Origin of the sequence: Flavobacterium sp., assembly GCF_035299245.1 — a bacterium.
In the GTDB taxonomy this organism is placed as follows: Bacteria; Bacteroidota; Bacteroidia; order Flavobacteriales; family Flavobacteriaceae; genus Flavobacterium.
In genome coordinates this window covers 20530-41181 of record NZ_DATGWY010000006.1, presented here as the reverse complement: position 1 = coordinate 41181, position 20652 = coordinate 20530, and the positions used below count along the sequence as shown (strand labels likewise).

21 protein-coding genes are annotated in these 20652 nt (G+C 34.1%); 8 read left to right on the top strand and 13 right to left on the bottom strand.

What is annotated here, in order from left to right:
• Positions 1-31: 31 nt before the first annotated feature.
• On the bottom strand, positions 32-1084 hold the full coding sequence (locus tag VK161_RS04400; RefSeq protein ID WP_324213547.1) for a DUF2891 domain-containing protein: 1053 nt from the start codon (positions 1082-1084) through the stop codon (positions 32-34).
• A gap of 84 nt (positions 1085-1168) precedes the next feature.
• On the opposite strand from VK161_RS04400, the gene VK161_RS04395 reads away from it, so the two are divergent.
• Positions 1169-1405, top strand: coding sequence for a hypothetical protein (locus VK161_RS04395; RefSeq protein WP_324213546.1), 237 nt, complete (start codon positions 1169-1171; stop codon positions 1403-1405).
• On the opposite strand, the gene VK161_RS04390 is transcribed toward VK161_RS04395, so the two are convergent.
• The 3 genes from VK161_RS04390 to recQ are packed head-to-tail and all read right to left on the bottom strand — an operon-like array spanning position 1402 to position 4794.
• Positions 1402-1821, bottom strand: a complete 420-nt coding sequence (locus tag VK161_RS04390) for a hypothetical protein (protein ID WP_324213545.1) — start codon at positions 1819-1821, stop codon at positions 1402-1404. The two genes, VK161_RS04395 and VK161_RS04390, sit on opposite strands and share 4 nt — an antisense overlap.
• Before the next feature lies 1 nt (position 1822).
• Complete coding sequence (locus VK161_RS04385) at positions 1823-2593, bottom strand: hypothetical protein (RefSeq protein ID WP_324213544.1); 771 nt, start codon at positions 2591-2593, stop codon at positions 1823-1825.
• Positions 2594-2598: 5 nt separating this feature from the next.
• The gene (gene recQ, locus VK161_RS04380) at positions 2599-4794 is read right to left on the bottom strand and encodes a DNA helicase RecQ (RefSeq protein WP_324213543.1); all 2196 of its coding nucleotides are present in this window, start codon (positions 4792-4794) and stop codon (positions 2599-2601) included.
• 88 nt (positions 4795-4882) lie between these two features.
• On the opposite strand from recQ, the gene VK161_RS04375 reads away from it, so the two are divergent.
• The 5 genes from VK161_RS04375 (at position 4883) to VK161_RS04355 (ending at position 8096) form a co-directional block, all read left to right on the top strand.
• A complete protein-coding gene (locus tag VK161_RS04375) occupies positions 4883-5848 on the top strand; it encodes a KpsF/GutQ family sugar-phosphate isomerase (protein ID WP_324213542.1) in 966 nt (321 codons plus the stop codon).
• On the top strand, positions 5848-6660 hold the full coding sequence (gene tatC, locus VK161_RS04370; protein WP_324213541.1) for a twin-arginine translocase subunit TatC: 813 nt from the start codon (positions 5848-5850) through the stop codon (positions 6658-6660). The genes VK161_RS04375 and tatC overlap by 1 nt, the downstream gene beginning before the upstream one ends.
• Positions 6653-7003, top strand: coding sequence for a carboxymuconolactone decarboxylase family protein (locus tag VK161_RS04365; protein WP_324213540.1), 351 nt, complete (start codon positions 6653-6655; stop codon positions 7001-7003). The genes tatC and VK161_RS04365 overlap by 8 nt, the downstream gene beginning before the upstream one ends.
• Positions 7004-7128: 125 nt before the next feature.
• Positions 7129-7869: an LPS export ABC transporter ATP-binding protein gene (gene lptB / locus VK161_RS04360; RefSeq protein WP_324213539.1), complete on the top strand. Its 741-nt coding sequence runs from the start codon at positions 7129-7131 to the stop codon at positions 7867-7869.
• Entirely contained in the window at positions 7869-8096 is a 228-nt protein-coding gene (locus VK161_RS04355; protein WP_324213538.1) for a DUF5808 domain-containing protein, read from the top strand. Before lptB ends, VK161_RS04355 begins: the two co-directional genes overlap by 1 nt.
• Before the next feature lie 85 nt (positions 8097-8181).
• On the opposite strand, the gene VK161_RS04350 is transcribed toward VK161_RS04355, so the two are convergent.
• Both VK161_RS04350 and VK161_RS04345 read right to left on the bottom strand, forming a co-directional pair.
• Positions 8182-9018 (bottom strand): GH25 family lysozyme, encoded by an 837-nt coding sequence (locus VK161_RS04350; protein ID WP_324213537.1) that lies wholly within the window; start codon positions 9016-9018, stop codon positions 8182-8184.
• Positions 9019-9043: 25 nt separating this feature from the next.
• Positions 9044-9784, bottom strand: a complete 741-nt coding sequence (locus tag VK161_RS04345) for a CDP-alcohol phosphatidyltransferase family protein (protein ID WP_324213536.1) — start codon at positions 9782-9784, stop codon at positions 9044-9046.
• Positions 9785-10043: 259 nt separating this feature from the next.
• On the opposite strand from VK161_RS04345, the gene VK161_RS04340 reads away from it, so the two are divergent.
• Positions 10044-11027 carry a PorV/PorQ family protein gene (locus VK161_RS04340; RefSeq protein ID WP_324213700.1) on the top strand — a complete coding sequence of 328 codons (984 nt, stop codon included), beginning with the start codon at positions 10044-10046 and terminating at the stop codon, positions 11025-11027.
• 5 nt (positions 11028-11032) lie between these two features.
• Positions 11033-12127, top strand: coding sequence for a DUF4105 domain-containing protein (locus VK161_RS04335; protein ID WP_324213535.1), 1095 nt, complete (start codon positions 11033-11035; stop codon positions 12125-12127).
• 8 nt (positions 12128-12135) lie between these two features.
• Here VK161_RS04335 and VK161_RS04330 read toward each other — a convergent pair whose 3' ends face one another.
• From VK161_RS04330 to VK161_RS04300, 7 genes are read right to left on the bottom strand one after another with little or no spacing between them, the layout of a single operon-like run.
• Complete coding sequence (locus VK161_RS04330) at positions 12136-13530, bottom strand: sugar transferase (protein WP_324213534.1); 1395 nt, start codon at positions 13528-13530, stop codon at positions 12136-12138.
• A 53-nt stretch (positions 13531-13583) separates the two neighbouring features.
• The gene (locus VK161_RS04325) at positions 13584-14600 is read right to left on the bottom strand and encodes a glycosyltransferase family 4 protein (RefSeq protein WP_324213533.1); all 1017 of its coding nucleotides are present in this window, start codon (positions 14598-14600) and stop codon (positions 13584-13586) included.
• On the bottom strand, positions 14566-15915 hold the full coding sequence (locus VK161_RS04320; protein ID WP_324213532.1) for an O-antigen ligase family protein: 1350 nt from the start codon (positions 15913-15915) through the stop codon (positions 14566-14568). The genes VK161_RS04325 and VK161_RS04320 overlap by 35 nt, the downstream gene beginning before the upstream one ends.
• 2 nt (positions 15916-15917) lie before the next feature.
• Positions 15918-16991, bottom strand: coding sequence for a glycosyltransferase (locus VK161_RS04315; protein ID WP_324213531.1), 1074 nt, complete (start codon positions 16989-16991; stop codon positions 15918-15920).
• Positions 16988-18106 (bottom strand): glycosyltransferase, encoded by a 1119-nt coding sequence (locus VK161_RS04310; protein WP_324213530.1) that lies wholly within the window; start codon positions 18104-18106, stop codon positions 16988-16990. Before VK161_RS04310 ends, VK161_RS04315 begins: the two co-directional genes overlap by 4 nt.
• Before the next feature lie 2 nt (positions 18107-18108).
• On the bottom strand, positions 18109-19257 hold the full coding sequence (locus tag VK161_RS04305) for a glycosyltransferase family 4 protein (protein WP_324213529.1): 1149 nt from the start codon (positions 19255-19257) through the stop codon (positions 18109-18111).
• On the bottom strand, positions 19242-20651 hold the full coding sequence (locus VK161_RS04300; RefSeq protein ID WP_324213528.1) for a hypothetical protein: 1410 nt from the start codon (positions 20649-20651) through the stop codon (positions 19242-19244). Before VK161_RS04300 ends, VK161_RS04305 begins: the two co-directional genes overlap by 16 nt.
• Position 20652 lies beyond the last annotated feature (1 nt).

Genomic DNA, 20652 nt, shown 5'->3' with positions numbered 1-20652 from the left:
GAAAAGGTCGTCCTGGTTAGACGACCTTTTTTTATTTCCTTTCTTCATAAGCGTGTAAGGCAAAAGAAGCCAACCAATGTTCGCCTTCATAATTTCCATCAACTACAGAAGGCAGTGAAAAATTCAAATGAACATCAGCCAACGCTTTTAAATGGCCAAACTGTTTGGGATAGGAATTAATCAAATGATATAAATTCCATGCGCGACTGAAATTCAATCCATCCAAATGCACTAAGTGACCATCAGTCCGATCAGACACCTTGGCAACTTCCCATTTGAATTTTTTATTAAATAATTGTGGAGCGAATTTCTTTAACCATCTAATAAAATCATCTTGTTGCAGAACTCGCTGCATTAAACCCATTTCTTCCAAACATGGCGAGAGAAAATCGGTGCCACTTGGTTCCCAATTGAACGGGCAATTAACATCATTTAGAAACAATCGAATGGAATTTTCTCTGATGTACTTTTGAAAATTAACGTTATTAGAATGAACAGCGTAATCCCAAGCAAATGTGAGTCCGAATGCCGTATTAGAATGCGTTCCAACGCGAATGGGATACAACAGTTTGGGCAAAAATTCTATGTATCGCTCAATAATTAAATTGGATAATGGCTTTAAATTCTGAGCCAGTTCTTGAGCAAAAGGTTCGTTGTACGTTTCTAATTCAAGCTGGAGTTTTAACAACCAATTCCACCCATAGGTTCGTTCAAACGATTTTTCGTGTTTTTTTGATAGATACTCAATTTCGGCTTGAACATTATCTTTTGACAAATTGACTTGCAACTTTTTAATTATCGATTCTCTTTGAGCCAAATTTGGAAATTTCTTCAACAAAAAAACCAATGACCAATGACCGTGAACCGATGAATGCCAATCAAAACAACCATAAAAAGACGGATGCAGTTTTTTAGGACTTTGAATTTCGGTGCTATCAATTAACATTTGACCCAGCTTATTGGGATATTCCTGTTGAAGGCACTTAATTGGTAAACTCGCTAGATGATTGGCTTGCTCTAAAGAAAGTTCTTGAGAAAAAGACGAAATACAAATAAAAAATATGAGGTATTTGAAATAATTCATAGCAAAGTTTTTTTTCAAATTTAGTAAAAACTTACCTTTGGCTCGAGCGCTTTTGTTCCAAATAAAAACAAAACCTTCTATCTAATGTCAAGACAAATAAAATTAATATGGGATTTTCGTGGGCCAGCTTCAGCAAAAACAGCTGAGCACCATGAAATTCATTTGAAAGAGTATATTGCAATAGAACAACTATCCATTTCTATAACAGGATTTGAAGTTCTAACTGAAATGCATGCTATCGCCTTTATGGTTGTAACCGATGAGCATATGATTCAGGTAAGAGATGCATTGAAACCGCATCGTGGTGAACTTTACACTTAATCTAAGTCTACTTTATAGTCAGAAAAAATATAACTATCGTCTTTTTTACCTAAAAGAGTAACACTTTTAAAACTTACAACCATAGGATTATCAACGGTGTATTTGTATACGTCAATAGTTTTCGAACTTTTGGATTGTTCAAAAAACTCTCCGTCTTTGGTCCACCATTTTCCTTTTTCAGTAAATGTTTGAATTTCGCAATCTTGCTTTGAAGTAAACATAATCACATAGGTTCCATTTTCAAATCGTTGTTGAATCCAATGTTTTTCAACGCCTTCATACTGTTTATCAACCTCAAATCCCTTCCAGATTCCAACTAAACGTTTGTCATGTTCTTTATCTCCAAGAGTCACAAAACTGAACAATGAGAATAAGGTAAGTACTACAAGGACTGTAAAAGGAAGGATTTTTTTCATCTTAATTTTTTTTAGGTACATCTATGGTTTTTATATAATTGTTCAAAAACTGAAACATAAAGGAGTCCAACATCTTATTTTGATGATATTCTGCCTCTTTCTGCTTTAGATAACTATTTTCTTTTGAGGAAGATTTTTTCTTTTTGGACTTTTTTTCAACTTCTTCAGCAAACATTTTATCGGTTTCATTCATCATCTGTTGGAACTTTTCACGCTCAACCTTATAATCTTCAGTTGTTTTAAAGTACTTGTAATGCTCTAATTTAAATGAACTGTATTCATTACCTGTCATTTCTTTAGACTTAATGAATACTCCAGAATTGACTTCAAATAGTTTATAAAACTCATAGGTTGAACTGTATCCCATATGAACGTATTCTAGAATTTCTCCGTACGGGCAAACCAATAAACCGGTGTAAAAATCACATGGAAAATCTATTTTTTCTCCAAAAACATCTTTGTAAATAGAAGTTAGAAAATCTTCATGTCTGCCATCAGATTTGGTTCTATACTCCTCTTTATAAATATTTTCAACGACTAAATTATTGTTTACAAATTTAAAATAAGCAATATAACCGCGCCAATTTGCCGTAGACCGCATGGTTATCAGATTATTTGGAATTGGATTTTTATCAAAATAAGGCTCTAAAGGATTAGAGTGGATTTTTAAAGTATCATTATCGATTATTAAATAATCAGGCACTTGCCCAGTTGAAAATACTTTTGTCGAAATTAATAAAATCAACAAATAATAAAACCTGATTATCTTCATAAAGTTTAATTCGCTACTTCGCTTATGAATTTGATTCTCATTAATCGCAACTCTTCAATATCGTAATCGCCGTCAAATTCTTTTAAAGCATCTTCTATTTTATCCGATTCTGATTCCATGAAATAATCATGAATTTCTTCTTGTTGATCTTCATCGAGCATTTCATCAATCCAATATTTGATGTTTAACTTGGTTCCAGAATACACAATCTGCTCCATTTCTTTTAATAAAGCATCCATGTTCATCCCTTTTGCAGAAGCAATATCTTCTAATGATAATTTGCGATCAATATTTTGGATAATGTATAATTTGTTAGCTGAATTGGCACCCGTTGATTTAACTACCAAATCATCTGGACGAATGATATCGTTGTCTTCAACATAACGGCTGATTAATTCTACAAACTCTTTTCCGTATTTCTTGGCTTTTCCTTCGCCAACTCCATGAGTATTAGTCAACTCATCTATGGTAATTGGGTATTTCAGAGCCATGTCTTCTAACGATGGATCTTGAAACACTACAAAAGGCGGAACACCTAATTTTTTTGCTACTTTTTTACGTAAATCGCGCAACATTCCCATCAAAACTTCGTCGGCAGTTCCCGATGATTTTGCAGCAGTAACAATGGCTTCATCTTCGGCTTCATTGTATTCATGGTCTTCTGACATCATGAACGAAGTTGGATTTTTGATGAAAGCTTCTCCTTTTTCAGAAACCTTTAAAATTCCATACGTTTCAATGTCTTTATTCAATAAACCATCCACTAAAACCTGACGGATTAATGCCATCCAATAGCGTTCTTCAAAATCTTTTCCGCAACCAAAAAAAGCTTTGGTATCCGTGCGATAGGCTTTGATTGTAGCGTTAACTCTTCCAATTAAAGCATACACTACTTCTTTTGATTTGTAAAGATGTTTGGTATCGCGAACTACTTCCAACAACATTTTCACCTGATCTTTGGCTTCCACTTTTGTTTTTGGATTGCGAACGTTGTCGTCCATATCAGCGCCTTCTCCTGTTTCGCTGTCGAATTCTTCACCAAAATAATGAAGTAAAAATTTACGTCGCGACATGGAAGTTTCAGCATAAGCGACCACTTCTTGTAGCAAGGCATATCCAATTTCTTGCTCAGCCACAGGTTTTCCGGACATGAATTTTTCTAATTTTTCAACGTCTTTATAGGAATAATACGCCAAACAATGACCTTCTCCACCATCACGCCCTGCGCGCCCGGTTTCTTGATAATAACTTTCGAGTGATTTCGGAATATCGTGGTGGATTACAAAACGCACATCGGGTTTGTCAATCCCCATTCCGAAGGCAATAGTCGCCACAACGACTTCTACATCTTCCATCAAAAACATGTCTTGATGTTTGGCTCGCGTTTTGGCGTCTAAACCAGCATGATAAGGAACGGCACTGATTCCGTTTACTTGCAAAACCTCGGCTATTTCTTCTACTTTTTTACGACTTAAGCAGTAGATAATTCCGGATTTGCCTTTATTTTGTTTGATGAAGCGAATGATATCGGCTTCGATATTTTTGGTTTTGGTACGTACTTCGTAAAACAAATTAGGTCGATTGAATGATGCTTTAAACGCTGTGGCATCTGACATATCCAAGTTTTTAAGAATGTCTTCTTGTACTTTTGGAGTTGCAGTTGCAGTTAATCCGATAACAGGAACATCTCCTAATTGTTTGATTATGGTTCTAAGATTACGGTATTCTGGACGGAAATCGTGTCCCCATTCTGAAATACAATGCGCTTCATCAATAGCGACAAAAGAAATCGGAACACTTTGTAAAAATTCAACGTATTCTTCTTTCGTCAAGGATTCAGGAGCAACATAAAGCAACTTAGTCACACCCGAAGTAATATCTTTTTTTACTTGATTAATTTCAGTTTTGGTTAACGACGAATTTAGAACGTGAGCAATTCCATTTTCAGATGAAACACCTCTGATGGCATCCACCTGATTTTTCATCAAAGCAATCAAAGGAGACACCACTATTGCAGTTCCTTCCTGAATTAAAGCAGGCAATTGATAACAAAGTGATTTTCCACCACCTGTAGGCATAATTACAAAAGTATTTTTCTTACTGATTATACTTTTAATAACCTTTTCCTGCAATCCTTTAAATTGGTCAAAACCAAAATATTTTTTTAATTCTTTGTGTATGTCAATTTCGTTGGTACTCATTCTAAAATAATACTATTTTTTTATCTAAATTTGTAACCATAAATATACAACTTTCTTTTATTAATGCAAATTTTATACTAAATCTATTTTGATAACAAAAGAAAACATCATTGCCTCTGCTAAGAAAACTATTGAATCTGAAAGTCAATCCATTGCCAAACTCACCCAATTCATCAATGACGATTTTGTCTCTGCAGTAGAAATCATTTATAATTTAAAAGGACGATTGGTCGTAACCGGAATTGGTAAAAGTGCTATCATTGCGCAGAAAATTGTTGCCACTCTAAATTCTACTGGAACACCTTCTTTATTTCTACATGCTTCTGAAGCCATTCATGGCGATTTAGGTATGGTTCAAAAAGACGATGCCGTAATTTGCATTTCGAAAAGCGGTAATAGTCCGGAAATTAAAATATTAGTACCGCTTTTGAAGAATTTCGGAAATCAACTGATTGCTATTACAGGAAATCCGACTTCCTTTTTAGGCAAAGAAGCTCACTTTGTTTTAAATACTTATGTTGAAAGCGAATCCTGCCCGAATAATTTAGCACCAACCGACAGCACGACAGCTCAATTGGTTATGGGCGACGCCATTGCCGTTTGTTTGATGAAAATGCGCGATTTCAAACCCGAAGATTTTGCCAAATACCATCCTGGTGGTTCATTGGGCAAAAAATTGTTACTTAGTGTAAAGGATATGTTGGATACTTCGAGAAAACCATTTGTGAATCCTGATTCAAGTATTAAAAATGTAATCGTCGAAATTTCAGAAAAACGATTGGGAGTTGCAGCTGTGATTGAAAATGATAAAGTAGTCGGAATCATCACGGATGGCGACATCCGAAGAATGCTCAACAAAACAGAAACTATTACAGGTTTAACTGCAAAAGATATTATGACGGTGAATCCGAAAACAATCAAATCTACTGATATGGTTGTGGATGCATTAAATATTTTGGAAGATTTTTCGATTACTCAATTGGTGGTAGTTGACAACAATGAATATAAAGGTGTAATTCACTTGCACGACATTTTAAAAGAAGGAATTGTATAATGGCGAAAGAAGTTAAGAAAGAAATGTCGTTTATGGACCATCTTGAGGAATTCAGATGGGTTTTAGTCAGAAGTGCATTTGCCATAGTCATTATGGCCGTTGCCGCTTTTTTCTTTGATGATTTTATTTTTGACACCATACTTTTTGGTCCAAAAGACCCAAACTTTGTGACCTATCGTTTTTTCTGTGAACTGTCTCAAAAAATTGGTGTTGAAAGTTTTTGTGTAGAAGAATTGCCATTCAAACTTCAAAACACCGAAATGGAAGGTCAAATGTCATTGTACATCTGGACCTTAATCTTGGTAGGTTTCATATTGGCTTTTCCTTATATATTATATCAATTTTGGAATTTCATCAAGCCTGCTCTTTATGAAAAAGAACGTAAAAATGCAAAGTCGTTCATTTTTATATCGTCATTATTGTTTTTTACAGGTGTATTGTTTGGGTATTTTGTAATCGCACCTATGTCGGTCAACTTTTTTGCCACATTCTCAGTCAGTGAAGTGATAGTCAACGAGATTAACATCAACTCATATATCGGATTAATCAAAACATCGTCCATTGCTTCAGGTTTGTTTTTTGAATTACCGATTATCATCTATTTCTTGACCAAACTCGGACTCGTAACTCCGAAATTCCTCAGAGAATACCGTCGTTATGCCATTGTAATCGTATTGATTTTGGCCGCAATTGTCACACCACCCGATGTGGTAAGTCAGACCATTGTTGCCATTCCATTATTAATTTTATACGAAATAAGCATCATAATTTCCTCAGTCGTCTATAAAAAACAACAACAATTAAATGAGTAATTTAGTAGAAGAATTCAACGATTATCGTTCTAAAATGAACGAAAAATTATTGGCTGATAACAATTTAGTCATCAAACGAATTTTCAATTTAGACACCAATGCGTATGCTGCTGGTGCTTTGGATGTAAAAACAAAAGAGCTATTGGGTTTAGTTGCTTCGGCAGTTTTGCGCTGCGATGATTGCATCAAATACCATTTGGAAACCAGTTACAAAGAAGGTATTACCAAAGAAGAAATGATGGAAGCCATGGGAATTGCAACCTTAGTTGGCGGAACCATTGTCATTCCGCATTTGCGCAGAGCTTACGAATTTTGGGAAGCACTTGAAGAAAGTAGTCAATAAGCAGTGTCAGTATTCTTTAGTTAGTCTGAAGTTTCTGAATTTGAAGTTAAAAGCGCAAATCAAACTAAAACATTTTCGTTACTTTGTCTAAAAATCTAACGATCTAAAAATCTAGGAATCTAAAAATGAAATTAAGAGCCGAAAATTTAGTAAAAACCTACAAAGGAAGAAGTGTAGTAAAAGGAATTTCTGTTGAAGTAAATCAAGGAGAAATTGTAGGATTATTAGGTCCGAATGGCGCTGGTAAAACCACTTCGTTCTATATGATTGTAGGATTGGTAAAACCCAATGCGGGAAATATCTATTTAGATGATATGAACATCACTGAATTTCCAATGTACAAACGTGCTCAAAACGGAATTGGGTATTTGGCTCAAGAAGCTTCTGTCTTTAGAAAACTAAGTATTGAAGATAATATTTTGAGTGTGTTGCAACTCACCAACCTAACCAAAGAGCAACAAGAAGCCAAAATGGAAAGTTTGATTGATGAGTTCAGTTTGCAACACATCAGAACCAACCGTGGCGACTTACTTTCGGGTGGAGAACGAAGAAGAACTGAGATTGCGCGTGCTTTGGCAACCGATCCTAAATTCATTTTGTTGGACGAACCGTTTGCTGGTGTTGACCCAGTTGCAGTTGAAGACATTCAACGAATTGTAGCCCAATTAAAAAACAAAAACATCGGAATTTTAATTACCGATCATAACGTTCAAGAGACTTTAGCTATTACTGATAAAACCTACTTGATGTTTGAAGGTGGAATCCTAAAAGCGGGAATTCCAGAAGAATTGGCTAATGACGAAATGGTGCGTAAAGTATATCTAGGTCAGAATTTCGAATTACGTAAAAAGAAATTGGAATTTTAATGAACCCTTCTAACGAACAAATTAAAAAATGGCACAACGATTCTAAGAATTGGAAGTGGCGTATGTTTTATTACAATAAAGAAGACTCTAGATTATTGGTTGACAAACCCAATCCCAACCTTGGCTCAACAATTAATTTTGCTCATCCAAAAGCCTATTTATTTTTTGTAGGCATGATGCTTTTCTTCGGATTAGTAGTTTTTACAATCGTTTTCGCAAAAAAATAAACTAAATTAAAAGTATCCTTCAAAATTTTGCCACAGATTCACAGATTTTAAACAACATAAAATCTGTGAATTTGCGGCAAAAAAATCAATTTATCGTCAAATACTTTAGCATTTTGGGAGTTCCGTTGTAAACATTCACATCTACTTTAGTTTCAATTCCGTCAATAACTGCTTTTTCAGTAAATTGCCAAAACAACCATTCGTCGTCGATGGTCTCTTTCCACGGATTGTAATTGGCAATCCAAAACGTGTAGTCGTCTTCAAATTCTTCCTTTAAAAAATCTTCATAGTATTTTTCTCCAGAATAAATAATGGGTTTGACCTTGTAATGCTTTTCGACGTATTCCAACCAACGCTTCAACCCTATTTTTAAGCTGTCAATCGACTGACTTTCAGATAGTTTTTCAATATCTAAAACCGGAGGCAAATTGCCTTTTTTCAACTTTACGGTTTTGATGAAATTTTTGGCTTGTTCAATCGAATTTTCATTCGGACGATAATAATGATACGCTCCGCAAATTAAATTGCTTTTGTTCGCTTTCTTCCAATTCTCTTTAAATTTCGAATCGACTCTATCGCTTCCTGCTGTGGCTCGAATGAAAACATAATGTAGTTTATGCATTTCCAATGAATCGATTTCAGTCCAATTGATTGTTCCTTGGTATTCTGACACATCAAAACCAATCACATTATCTTCGTGGCGTTTTAATACTTGAAAAATTCGCGCTGCGTCGAGCTTTTCTTGCTTCAGCACTTTATCGCTTTTGAAACTAAAATAATAGAGAATGGCATTTCGATAATGGTAAACCGCAAAAAGCAAGGCGAATAAAATCAGCGAAATAACAGTGAATTTTGTCCAAAAGTTGGATTTTAATTGGGATGATTTTCGAGTAGGTCTTCTTCTTATTGTAGTTTTTGCCATTTTAAAAGTGAATACAAATCAATAACTATTTTTTTGCCAAAATAGTATTATTCACTACAGACAACAAAACATACATCAAAATAATCAACGGAACTGCGGTAACTTGAAAGAGAACAAGCAGCACAACAGAAGCCACTAAAAACCCTATTTGTAATTTGTATTTCTGAAAACTAAAATCTTTTATTTTAAGAGAAAAAAGCGGAATTTCAGCATTCATTACGTAAGCACTCAAAAAGGTTATCGCTATCAAAACCCAAGGATTGTGAACAAAATTGAACATTTCTCCAGTTAAAAATGGCAAACTACCAATAAATAAAGCATTGGCTGGAGTTGGTAAACCAATAAACGAATCGGATTGTCGCGTGTCAATATTAAAATTGGCCAGACGATAACACGCACCTAAAGTGATGACGAAACCTAAGTAAGGCAACAGCAACATTGGATTGTTATCATACATCGGAAAACAACTCGTTATTTCGGTATTTTCAATTACCATTTCCGTTGATGGCAACATTTGGTACATCACAAAACCCGGAACGACTCCACTAGTAACCATATCAGCTAATGAATCCAACTGAACGCCTAACGGACCAGCAACGCCAAATTTTCGCGCTAAAAAACCATCAAAAAAGTCGAAAAAGATACCCAAACACACAAAGAAAAAGGCATAATCGAACAATCGCTGTGCTACAAAAACAACTGCAATGCATCCACAGAAAAGGTTCAACAACGTTAAAATATTAGGAATGTGTTTTTTAAAGTTCATGTGTTCGATTTTTCAGAAAACAAATTTAGTACAATAACTGAAAGAGAAGTGCGTTTTCTAAGAGATTTTTATAAAGCCGTTCTACAACTGTTTTAAATATGTTAATTGAACCTCTAACCGAATAAAAATTTATATTTTTGAAAAAAAATAGCAGACCTAAGTTTGTAAACTAATTGCTTTGAAAAAAATACTTTTTTTGTTTATCGCTTTCACCTCAATTTCCTTTGGTCAAGCCATTAGAAAATACTCTAATGAGTTCATGAACATTGGTGTTGACGCTGCGGCTTTAGGAATGTCAAATGCTGTGGTTTCGAGTACTAGTGATGTGAATTCGGGCTATTGGAATCCAGCAGGTTTGATTCATCTGGAAGATGGTGAAGCCGCTCTAATGCACGCCAGTTATTTTGCGAATATTGCTCAATACGATTACGCTGCTTACGCCAAACCTATCGACGATCGAAGTGCTTGGGGAATTTCATTGATCCGTTTTGGAGTAGATGACATTCTAAATACCACTCAATTGATTGATGGCGACGGAAATATCGATTACAACCGCATCAGTTTATTTTCTACCGCTGATTACGGTTTGACTTTATCGTATGCGAGAAAACTACAAGTTCCCGGATTTCAATACGGTGTGAATGCTAAAGTAATCCGACGCGTAATTGGAGATTTTGCAAGTTCTTGGGGATTTGGTTTGGATTTTGGATTGCAATTTGAGCGAAACGAATGGCGTTACGGATTGATGTTACGCGATATTACTACAACCTATAATGTTTGGGCCATCAACGAAGAAGAATACGAAAAAATCAAAAATGCCATTCCGGGACAAAATAATGAATTGCCTGAAAGCACCGAAATAACAGCTCCAAAAGCGCAACTCGGAATGTCAAAAAAATACGAGTTTCATTACGATTACACTTTGTTGGCTGCAGCTAATTTAAACATGCAATTTGCACGAACCAACGATGTGATTTCAACTGATTTTGTAAGTATTAGTCCGTCACTCGGATTTGAATTTGGCTATACCGACTTAGTTTTTTTACGTGCTGGAGTGGGAAATTTTCAAAACATTACACAAATTGATAACTCTACCAAATTAGGATTTCAACCCAACATTGGTTTAGGTTTTAAATACAAAGGAATTCAAGTCGATTATGCTTTGACTGATTTAGGCGATCAAAGTGCAGCATTGTATTCGAACATCTTCTCAGTAAAAGTTGATTTAGGCATTTTTAGATAATCATCATGCTCAAAAAAGTACACTTTCTCTTTCTTTTATTCTTCATTTCGAATTTATTTTCGCAAAACCCATCTCTTTCTAATACTGCTACAGTAAGTGTTTTTACTTGTGGAAGAGGCGAACAATTGTACTCCACTTTTGGTCATACAGCCATTCGAATTAAAGATGTAAAAAATCAATTGGATGTGGTGTACAATTATGGAGCATTTGATTTTAATACCGAAAATTTTTACTTAAAATTTGTCAAAGGTGATTTGCAGTATTTCATCAACGCTACGACTTACGATCAATTTATTTACGAATACCAATACGAAGGTCGCGAAGTAATCGAACAAACTTTAGCGCTTTCTCAGACCAAAAAACAAGAGCTTTTTGAACGATTGAATGCTTCATTACAATCGGATGAACGCTATTATACTTATAAGTTTATTGATCGAAATTGTACAACAATGGTTGCTGACAAAGTAAATCAAAGTATTGGTCAACCAATCATTACAAAAGTAGATGACACATCGATTACCTACAGAGAAGTATTGTATCCTTATTTTGGAAACTACTTTTGGTACAATTTAGGAATCAATATTATTTTTGGAGCTAAAACCGATCACAAAGCAGAACAACTGTTTTTACCAATTGAATTATTACACAGTTTAGATAAAGCAACTATTGATGGAGAACCATTGGTTTCAAAAAAGGAAACTTTAGTGCAATCAGTAGAAAAAACACATGATTTTTCATTTGTAAACAGCATTTACTTTGTGGCGCTGATTTTACTCATAATTCTGGCAACTAGAAAAGCATTCGTCTACAAGACGTATTTATTCATCACCGGACTTTTAGGTTTATTTTTATGCCTTGTCGGATTGTATTCGTTGCACCAAGAAGTCCTTTGGAACTACAATGCTTTGTTATTCAATCCTTTGTTTTTAGTCGTTCCGTTTTTGAAAATCAACGCACAAAAGAAACTACTTTGGTTGATCATTGGAATGTTAGCGATTTACATTGTGATTATAGTAACGAAGCCCTATTTGATATTGATGGTTCCGTTCATCATTGGGCATTTATTGATGATGTATAAATTGATGAAAACGAAAATCTAATTTTTGGATTACTGTCCGCGGTAAAATAGAACCGTACTAAAGGTTTTGACAAAGATATTGATGTCTAAGAAGATACTTCGATGCTTGATGTAGTACAAATCATATTGCAATTTCACCAAACTATCTGCAATTGAATCACCGTACGAATAATTCACTTGAGCCCAACCTGTTAATCCTGGTTTAATGATGTGTCGGGTTTCGTAAAATGGCATTACTTCGGCTATTTCCTGAACAAAAACAGGTCGTTCGGGTCGTGGACCAATAATGGACATATCGCCTTTTAAGATGTTAATGAACTGAGGAAATTCGTCCAAACGTGTTTTTCGCATGAACTTACCAAACGGTGTGATTCTCGAATCATTTATAGTAGTAAAAACGGCACCATTAGCTTCGGCATTTTTTACCATGGTTCGGTATTTCAAGATGTTGAATACTTTTCCGTTTTTACCAATTCGTTCTTGAGTGTAGAATAGTTTCCCTTTGTTTCCAACTAAATTTCCTATAATAATTAATGGCAGAAATACCAATCCAAAAGACAATCCAATCAATGAAAATACAATGTCTATTGCTCTTGAAACAAGTAAATACAATTGATTTTGATTGTTTCTACTGAAAGGGAAATAGCGGTAGAAATCTCTTGAAACGTATTGAACTGGAATCCGTTGTGTAATGGTTTCGTATAATTGCGTATACTCTTTAATAATCACACCATTTTCTAACAGATGGATTAACTGATTGTACAAATTAGCGGTAATTCCTTCTGTTTTTTGAGAAGCAACCACAATTTCAGAAATGGAATTGGATTTGAAAAATTTCTCTAAATCATCGGGTTTAATGCTTTTTATTCCGTTGTAATTCACTTTAAAATTCTGTTCGCCATCCGAATTAACAAAACCGATGAATTTATAATGAGGATCAACATTTTCCAGACCACTTACTAACTCTTGAAGTTGCTCCTTATCACATACTATTATTGCTTTCTTTATAAATCGGTGAGAGGCTAAAAACTTTACATAAAAAATCCGCCATACCATTAGTGAAAATAATATGGTAATATAAAATATGATTATTTGTAAACGATTAGAAGGTAAAAGTGGCGTGTAAATTGGCGTTAACAAATAAACCAAAACCGTAATACTGGTAGTAAGTATAATACTTTTAATAATTTGAAACTGATTGCTGGCTACTTGCAAATTGTACATTTCAAAAACCGACCCGAACAGATTGAGGTAAATGGCCAAAACTATGACCCAATAGAAATTGGTTGTTGAAAAAGAAAAGTATTTGAAATCAAAAAAAGAACCGATAAAATACAACGAAAACAGAACGATGAGCACGTCAAATAGCTTCAACAGTATTTTTCGTTCCGAAATTTCAAAATGTATTTTTTTTTGACTGTTCATTAAAGTGCTAAAATTTGTCTTGCAAGTTAGTAATTTTAGCTTAAATCGATATATTAAATTAAAATATCAATCCATTTTTGTTTTACAATGCTCCAATCAAACTCTTCAACTAAAGTTCTTCCATTAGTTGTTAATAGAGTTCTCAATTGGTTATCGGACATTATTTTTTCTATTGCTTGACTCATTGCTTCAGTGTCTCCATCCTTAACCAAAAGAGCATTTTCTGAATCGTTCAACAAAAAAGGTATTCCACCTACATTAGTTGAGACAACTGGAATTCCCAATGCCATTGCTTCTATAACGCTTACTGGCGTGTTATCAAAATGAGTTGTATTAATAAAAACATTGAATTCTTTTGATCTTTTAATCCATTTTTTCTTGGATAGTTTCCCTGTGAATTCAACATCGACATTGAGTTTTTTTGCATATTTTTTACATTCATCAATGAGATTTTCTTTATCTGGACCAATCATACAAAGCACAACATCTGGATACTTTTCTTTTAAATTAGCGGTTACTTTAATGGCCATCTTAGGATTATAAATGGATGAAAATGAGCGTACCCAAAGAATTTTTGGCACACTATATTCTTTTTGAACTAATGGATAGTTATTGATCTCGATAGTATTTGGAATGAATATAATGTTGTTGTGATATTTAACTTCAAAAGCATTCATTAGATAACCCGATGGTGCAGTTATTTTGTAGGCATTTTTAAAAATCATATCGCAAAAAAAAGGACTTTTCGCCAATCGATTCGGTAAGTCGCCGCCATGCAATTTTGCTATGTACTTCAGTTTCAAAATTCTGCACAACTGACTAATAATAAATGCAAACCAGAAATTTTGAGTACTGTAAGTATCAATCAACACATAATCAACTTGTTTGGAGCGCTTAAAGGTTTTGTAAATCATATGAATCATCCTTACGATTTTATTCTTCTTGGAGGATGCATAATAGACTTTATAACCTTCGCCTTCCAAAAAAGCCCCGAGAGTTTCGATAGAAGTAGCCGTATTTCCGTGTTTTGAAAGTTTATTTCCTATGTACAACAGGTTCTTCTTCTTCATCAAATTTAATTTTTAAAACTGATAATGCGTAGACGAATGATGGAGCTGCGGTTCGCATTGCTGCGTGATTGATTGTGAGCAACCAAAATAACAGAAAACAAAATAAAAATATATTGTCTTTATTTCCCATGTAATAGAATATTGGTGTAAAGAACAATATCATTAATGCAATCACTCCTAGCATTCCGTGTTCTGCTAATAATCGAGTGATTTCATTGTGCGAAGCATACAAGAAACCATATTTAGCTGTTCTATAATCAGTACCTTTTCCAACTCCAATCCCAAAGAAAGGATTATCTAAAAACCAATTTACCTCCTCTTCTACTAACTGATTTCTACCTGTAGACAAATCTTTTTTCTCTACACCCATTGCATTTTTATTTGCGTAACGTTTGTCAATTAAACCCTCTGTTTTCACTGAAGTAAACATCCATATAGCGGAAACTAGAATCACAAAAATGATTACAAAATAATTTAATTTGACCCTATTTTTCTTACTTGCTTTAAAATAGATAAATAATAAAAAGATAAGAATCATTAGAAAACCAGTTATCATTCCGCCACGAGAAAAAGTCAACAAACCTCTGTAACTTACATAAAAAGCAATCAGTACATTGACTATGAAAATTAGTTTAGTCCTTGAATAGAGAATAATTCTTGTAAAAAAAATGAACATTCCTAAACCCAAAATGGTCGCTACCTGATTGGGGCCAAATCCACCCGATAGTTCTGAATTAGAAGAAGTTCCGCTTAAAACTTCTTTTAAGTCAGGCGCATAAAGTTGTGTAAAAACTGCTGTTGAAATCACTGGCAACCCCATTAACAAGAGTAAATTCCCTACTTGACCCACAGTTAATTTCCTGCCAAAAGTGTGCATGGCAGCAATTGCAAGACATAACGAGCCTGACAAATTGAATGAAATTTTCTTTCTGAATTCAACCCCAAAATCTAAGGTTTCATTTGCAATAATAATGCCTGGCAATAGAGTAATAATAAAGAACAAATAGGGTAATGACATTTTTGAAAAGCCAGAATAGACATATCCAATCAAGAAAAAGAAGACCAAACTGTATTTGGCAAATTCATGATTAGGATTTCCATTGGTCATCCTTAGAAACACCTCACTTCCAACAATGTAAGCACATATATAAAGTACCTCATCATTTTTATTGCGAGTTTTGAGCAGCACTAAAATTCCAACAATCAGTATTAAATATCCATATACTTTTGAAACAATAGGGAAACTGAAAATAACAACACCTAATAATAAGTGAACCAATATTAAAAACAAGTAATTTTTATCTTTATCTTGCATTTTTAAATGCTATTTACCCAGTTTAAAAAATTATTTATAACTGCTTTTTCAGAGTTATTTTCAGTTATAGTTTCGAAAAGCTGTTGACCTATTTGGGTACGAAAATCGCTATTATCAATCACTTTTACTAACGAATTATAAAAAGCTTCATCATCATAATTATCAACTATACAGCCATTAATTCCGTCTTTGATGATCATCGGAATTTCGCCTACTTTAGTTGAAACGACAGGCTTTTTATTCAAACCATATTCTAACAACGCGACAGGCAGACCTTCTGATTGTGATGTTAAAATCGCAATATCGGATTGCTCAATTATGTTTTGCGTATCTGTTCTTGAACCATAAATAAATACGGAATTCTCTAAACTATTATCAACGATTGATTGTTTAATTTTAGCCGAGTAATCGTCATTAAAATCTTTTCCAACCAAATGAAATGACCAATCAGGATGTGATAACTTGAGTTTTTTAGCTACATCTAGTAACAAAAAATGATTTTTTTGAAATCTAAAATTAGCCAAACACAGTATCTTTTTTCCTGAATTTCCCAAAAGTACAGTTTCCTTTGTTTCGGATGGATTTAAAATCGTATAATTTGGCAAATAAATACATTGTTTGCAATTCAATGTCTTTTCTGCCCAGTTTTTTAATTGGTAATTTACAACTACAATTCCCTTAAAAAAATAAGAGCAAAATTGTAATAAAACTGCTTTTTTATTACTTATGAATTCACTTAAACCGTTGTGATCATGCCAAATGATATTGATTTTAGGCAAGGTTAATTTTACCAAAAAAGCCGTAAAAAACGAACTGCTATGAGCTTGCAAATGATTAACATTGTTTTCTTTACAATACTTTCTTAGTCGAAGAATTGCCTTTACGTCTACAGCACTCTTCTTTTGCAAAAAAAGATAATTTACATCCGTATGGATTTGTGATTTGAGTTGACCTTCTTTTCGAGTGGCAACCAAACCAGAAAATGCTACAACAGAAGCCAAACTATTTGCATAGTTAATGGCCATCTTCTCTGCTCCACCAATATCAAGGGAATCAATTATCTGAAGAATTCTCATTGCTGTATCAATTTCTTTATTTCAGCTTCAAATTTATCAATTGTAAAATTACGAGACCAATTAATTGCTTCTTTTATTTTATGATTGTACTCTTCTTGATGGGTCATTATTTCTTCTATCAACTCTGAATCGGATTCCAATTGATTGGTAAGTACAATTCCGCGTTCACCAAAACCCAACATAGTAGGCACACACGAAACTGGAGTTGAAATGGGTAAACATCCCCAAAACATGGCTTCAGCAACCACTTTGGGCCACCCTTCACTTTTGGATGGAAGTATCAAAAAATGGCTGCTTTGGTACACTTCTTTCATTTGCTCCCGATCAAAATTACCTTTCAGAAAAACATAATCTTCAAGTTTATTTTGCTGAATATAATCGTTTAAATTAGCTTGCTGTTTTCCTTCACCATAGAGTGAGATTTGGACATTTTTTCCTTTATTTTTGAGGCTTTCTACTAATTGAATTGCGTAAAGTGGTTGTTTCCCTTCGGATAATGAACCCACAAAAATAAAATGAATTGTATCTTTTAAACTCCTAGGTCCAACAGTAACCTTATCGCTTTCAAAATAAGTAGCTGTAAAAAAAGGTTTGATGTTTCGGGTTTGATTAGGCCATTCGCCATAGACCAAAACACTCATTTTTTGGGTTAAAAAAGTAGCGCTTAAAACCGCTTTTTGAAATGTATAACTCAAAGGTTGTTTTGATTTAGGATCCCAATTACCTGCGTATTTAGCCGTTTTTGGTTTTCGTGGAAAAAAGATTTGCGCCAAACTTCCCAACAACCCCATATTTCCGGGACAACGCAAATGAATATGATGGGCTTGAATCATAGCGCCAACTATCTTAAAAAAAATAAACGGTAGAAGAAATAACGATTTAAAAATTTCCTTAGCGTTAACAAAAGAAAAACTCGGAACTTGAATAAATTGAATGTTATTGTGTTGGTATTTCTGATGAATTGGATTGTTTTCTATGTGCTTAAATGGCGCAATAATGGTTACTTTGTCAACAAATTTCAGCCAAATATTCATCTCATTCACATACGGCGCGTAAGCAACTAAATCGGCTCCGTTTCGTGTATGAACAACATGAGTTACAATTAGAAAATTCATAGTTAGGAACTAATAATTCGTTGGTAAAAAGCAATGTTTTTTTGAACGATATTATCCACAGAAAATTTACCTAAAACATATTCTCTAGCATTGTTTTCAATGGCTGGAATTTTATTTTCATTGGCAAAAACCCAATTGATTTTAGTGGCAATATCTTCTGGATTATGAGGATCACACAACAATCCTGTTTCATAATCAGTAATGGTTTCTGGACCCGGACCTTTATTCGTAAAAATAACCATTTTTTTCATCGACATGGCTTCTGGAGCGACTAAACCTTGAGTTTCCATATGAGAAGGAAAAACACAAACATGTGCTCTCGAATATTTATCGGGAATTTGATCGTAATTGATTAATCCATGAAAATGAATGTCTTTTGAAATTGTTCCTAATTTAGAAACTTCCTCTTGTTGCATCAATTGTGTAAAACTGGTTCCGTTTGGAAAAAACCATTCTCTGCCATAAATTTCTAAAGTAGCATCTGGAAACTGATTTTTTACCATCGGAAAAGATTGTATCAGCTGACGAACACCTTTTTTTTCGCAAACACTTCCCACAAATACAATGCTGTATTGTTGAACAGGATTCGAAATTGGCGCAAACAATTGGGTATTGATGGGATAATTGATTAGTTCAACAGGTTTGTTATGAAAGCTTAAGAACTTTCCTGTATGATCTTTAACGTAATTAGAAACCGCTATGAATGCATCGGCTCTTTTAAAAGACCTTTTTTCCTGAAAACCCTTCCAAAATTTAATTTTTCTGTTTTCTGATTCGGCAAAAAAATGGTGACCACCATGCAAGCGAATCACGTATTTAATTTCAGGGATTTTTGATAGAAAGGCCAATCCCAATTCACTGGACTCAACAATAGAAATCGGGTTTTGACTGTGAATTTCTGCTATTTTATTGCTGATTGCCTTGGCGCCAAAATACCAACCAAAACCTCTTTTATTGAAATAGCTTAAACGATGTACTTGTACGCCATTATCATCTTCAAATTCATATACATTATTGTAATTCAAACCCACGATAGAGACTTGAACATTGTTCTCAATCAATTTGGGAGCCAATGTTTTGATGAAACTGCCAATTCCGCCATGAGCAAAACCGGGTTTTGGGTATTCGTGAGTAATTATACAGATGTGCATATCGCTTTTATTTCATTGGCTAAGTTAGCACTATTTTTATCTAACGGATGTTGTACAATGATTTCCATCCATTTATTTCTGTCTTTAGCAATGGTTTCGGGGTGATTTAAAGCTGTAGTAATTTTTTGAATTATTTCAGATTTACTATTAATCCAACCCACCGCTTCCAAATTTTTCATACTTCTAAAATGCTGAAAATCGAAAACATCTTTTACAGGCAATCGAGAAGCAGCAACCGGATCATAATTCAAATACAAACAAGGTTTATTCATCACAGCAAAATCATGAGCCATTGTGCTTCCTAAATTAATCACAACATCGGAATGCAATACGGTATTGACCAGCAACTGAATATCATTTAGAGTTGGGAAAATAGTCACAAAATCTTTATCATCAGGATTTTCTGTTCGCCAATCAGGATCAATTTCAACAATTAAATGTTTGTATTGTTCTAAAATGCTTTTGAAACGATTGGATTTATCAAACGGGTTTCTTCTAAAAATAATTTGAGGTTTTTCATCAGCAGATAGGCTATCTACAGCTTCACAAACATCAGAAAAATAAGTCACTTCGTAAGGTGACGATGTGTCATTAGCAGAATAACAAACTGTTTTTTTGGAAACGTTTAGGTTGTATTGTTTAAAAAAGTCAGCTTTCGACTTTTTGTATTTTTCTTCAAAATAAAACTCAAACTGTGGAGTTCCGACTACTTTTACCTGTGGTTCTTTGATCTCTGTGTAGAGAGTAAGCAACTCCTTTTTCATCAAATCCGACCAAGTAAAATAATGATTGTAACGCGATATTAGACGAGCTTTCGGAACATTGTCCCACGAATAAATTACTGTAGAAGAAGGAATGGAATTAGAATTACAAAAAGCAACTATAGGCGAACTGACAGTAGAACGTTGGTGTAAATTCAGTACAATAGCGGGATTTATTTCCGTTATCTTTTTTCCAACTTCTTCATAAACTGATGTTTTTGTTATCAAACGATCGTATACTTTTTCTAAATACACTATGGTTTTGTACGATTTTGAAAGTAAATAACCTACTGTTTCCGATACATTGGCTAAAACTTTTCGCTTGAATCCTTTTTTATTGTTGTTCCAAAAATACATAATGGTTTCGTTTTGAAGCACTTTTTTGTTGTGCAACAAACGAGCGTAAACCACAATTTCTCTGATGGTTCTTGCTAAAGCGGGTTCTTTAAAAAAGGGAATAAAGTGAAATTCTTTAATCGAATTGGTAACCAACTCAATTTCTTTTACAGCAGGTTTTGGAATTTGGTGAAAAACATAAATTTCAAATCCTTTTTGAGTCAATTCGTTGACAAAATTGGAGTACAAATAATTCCTTACTACAACACCATCAGGTATAATTAATATGATCTTCATT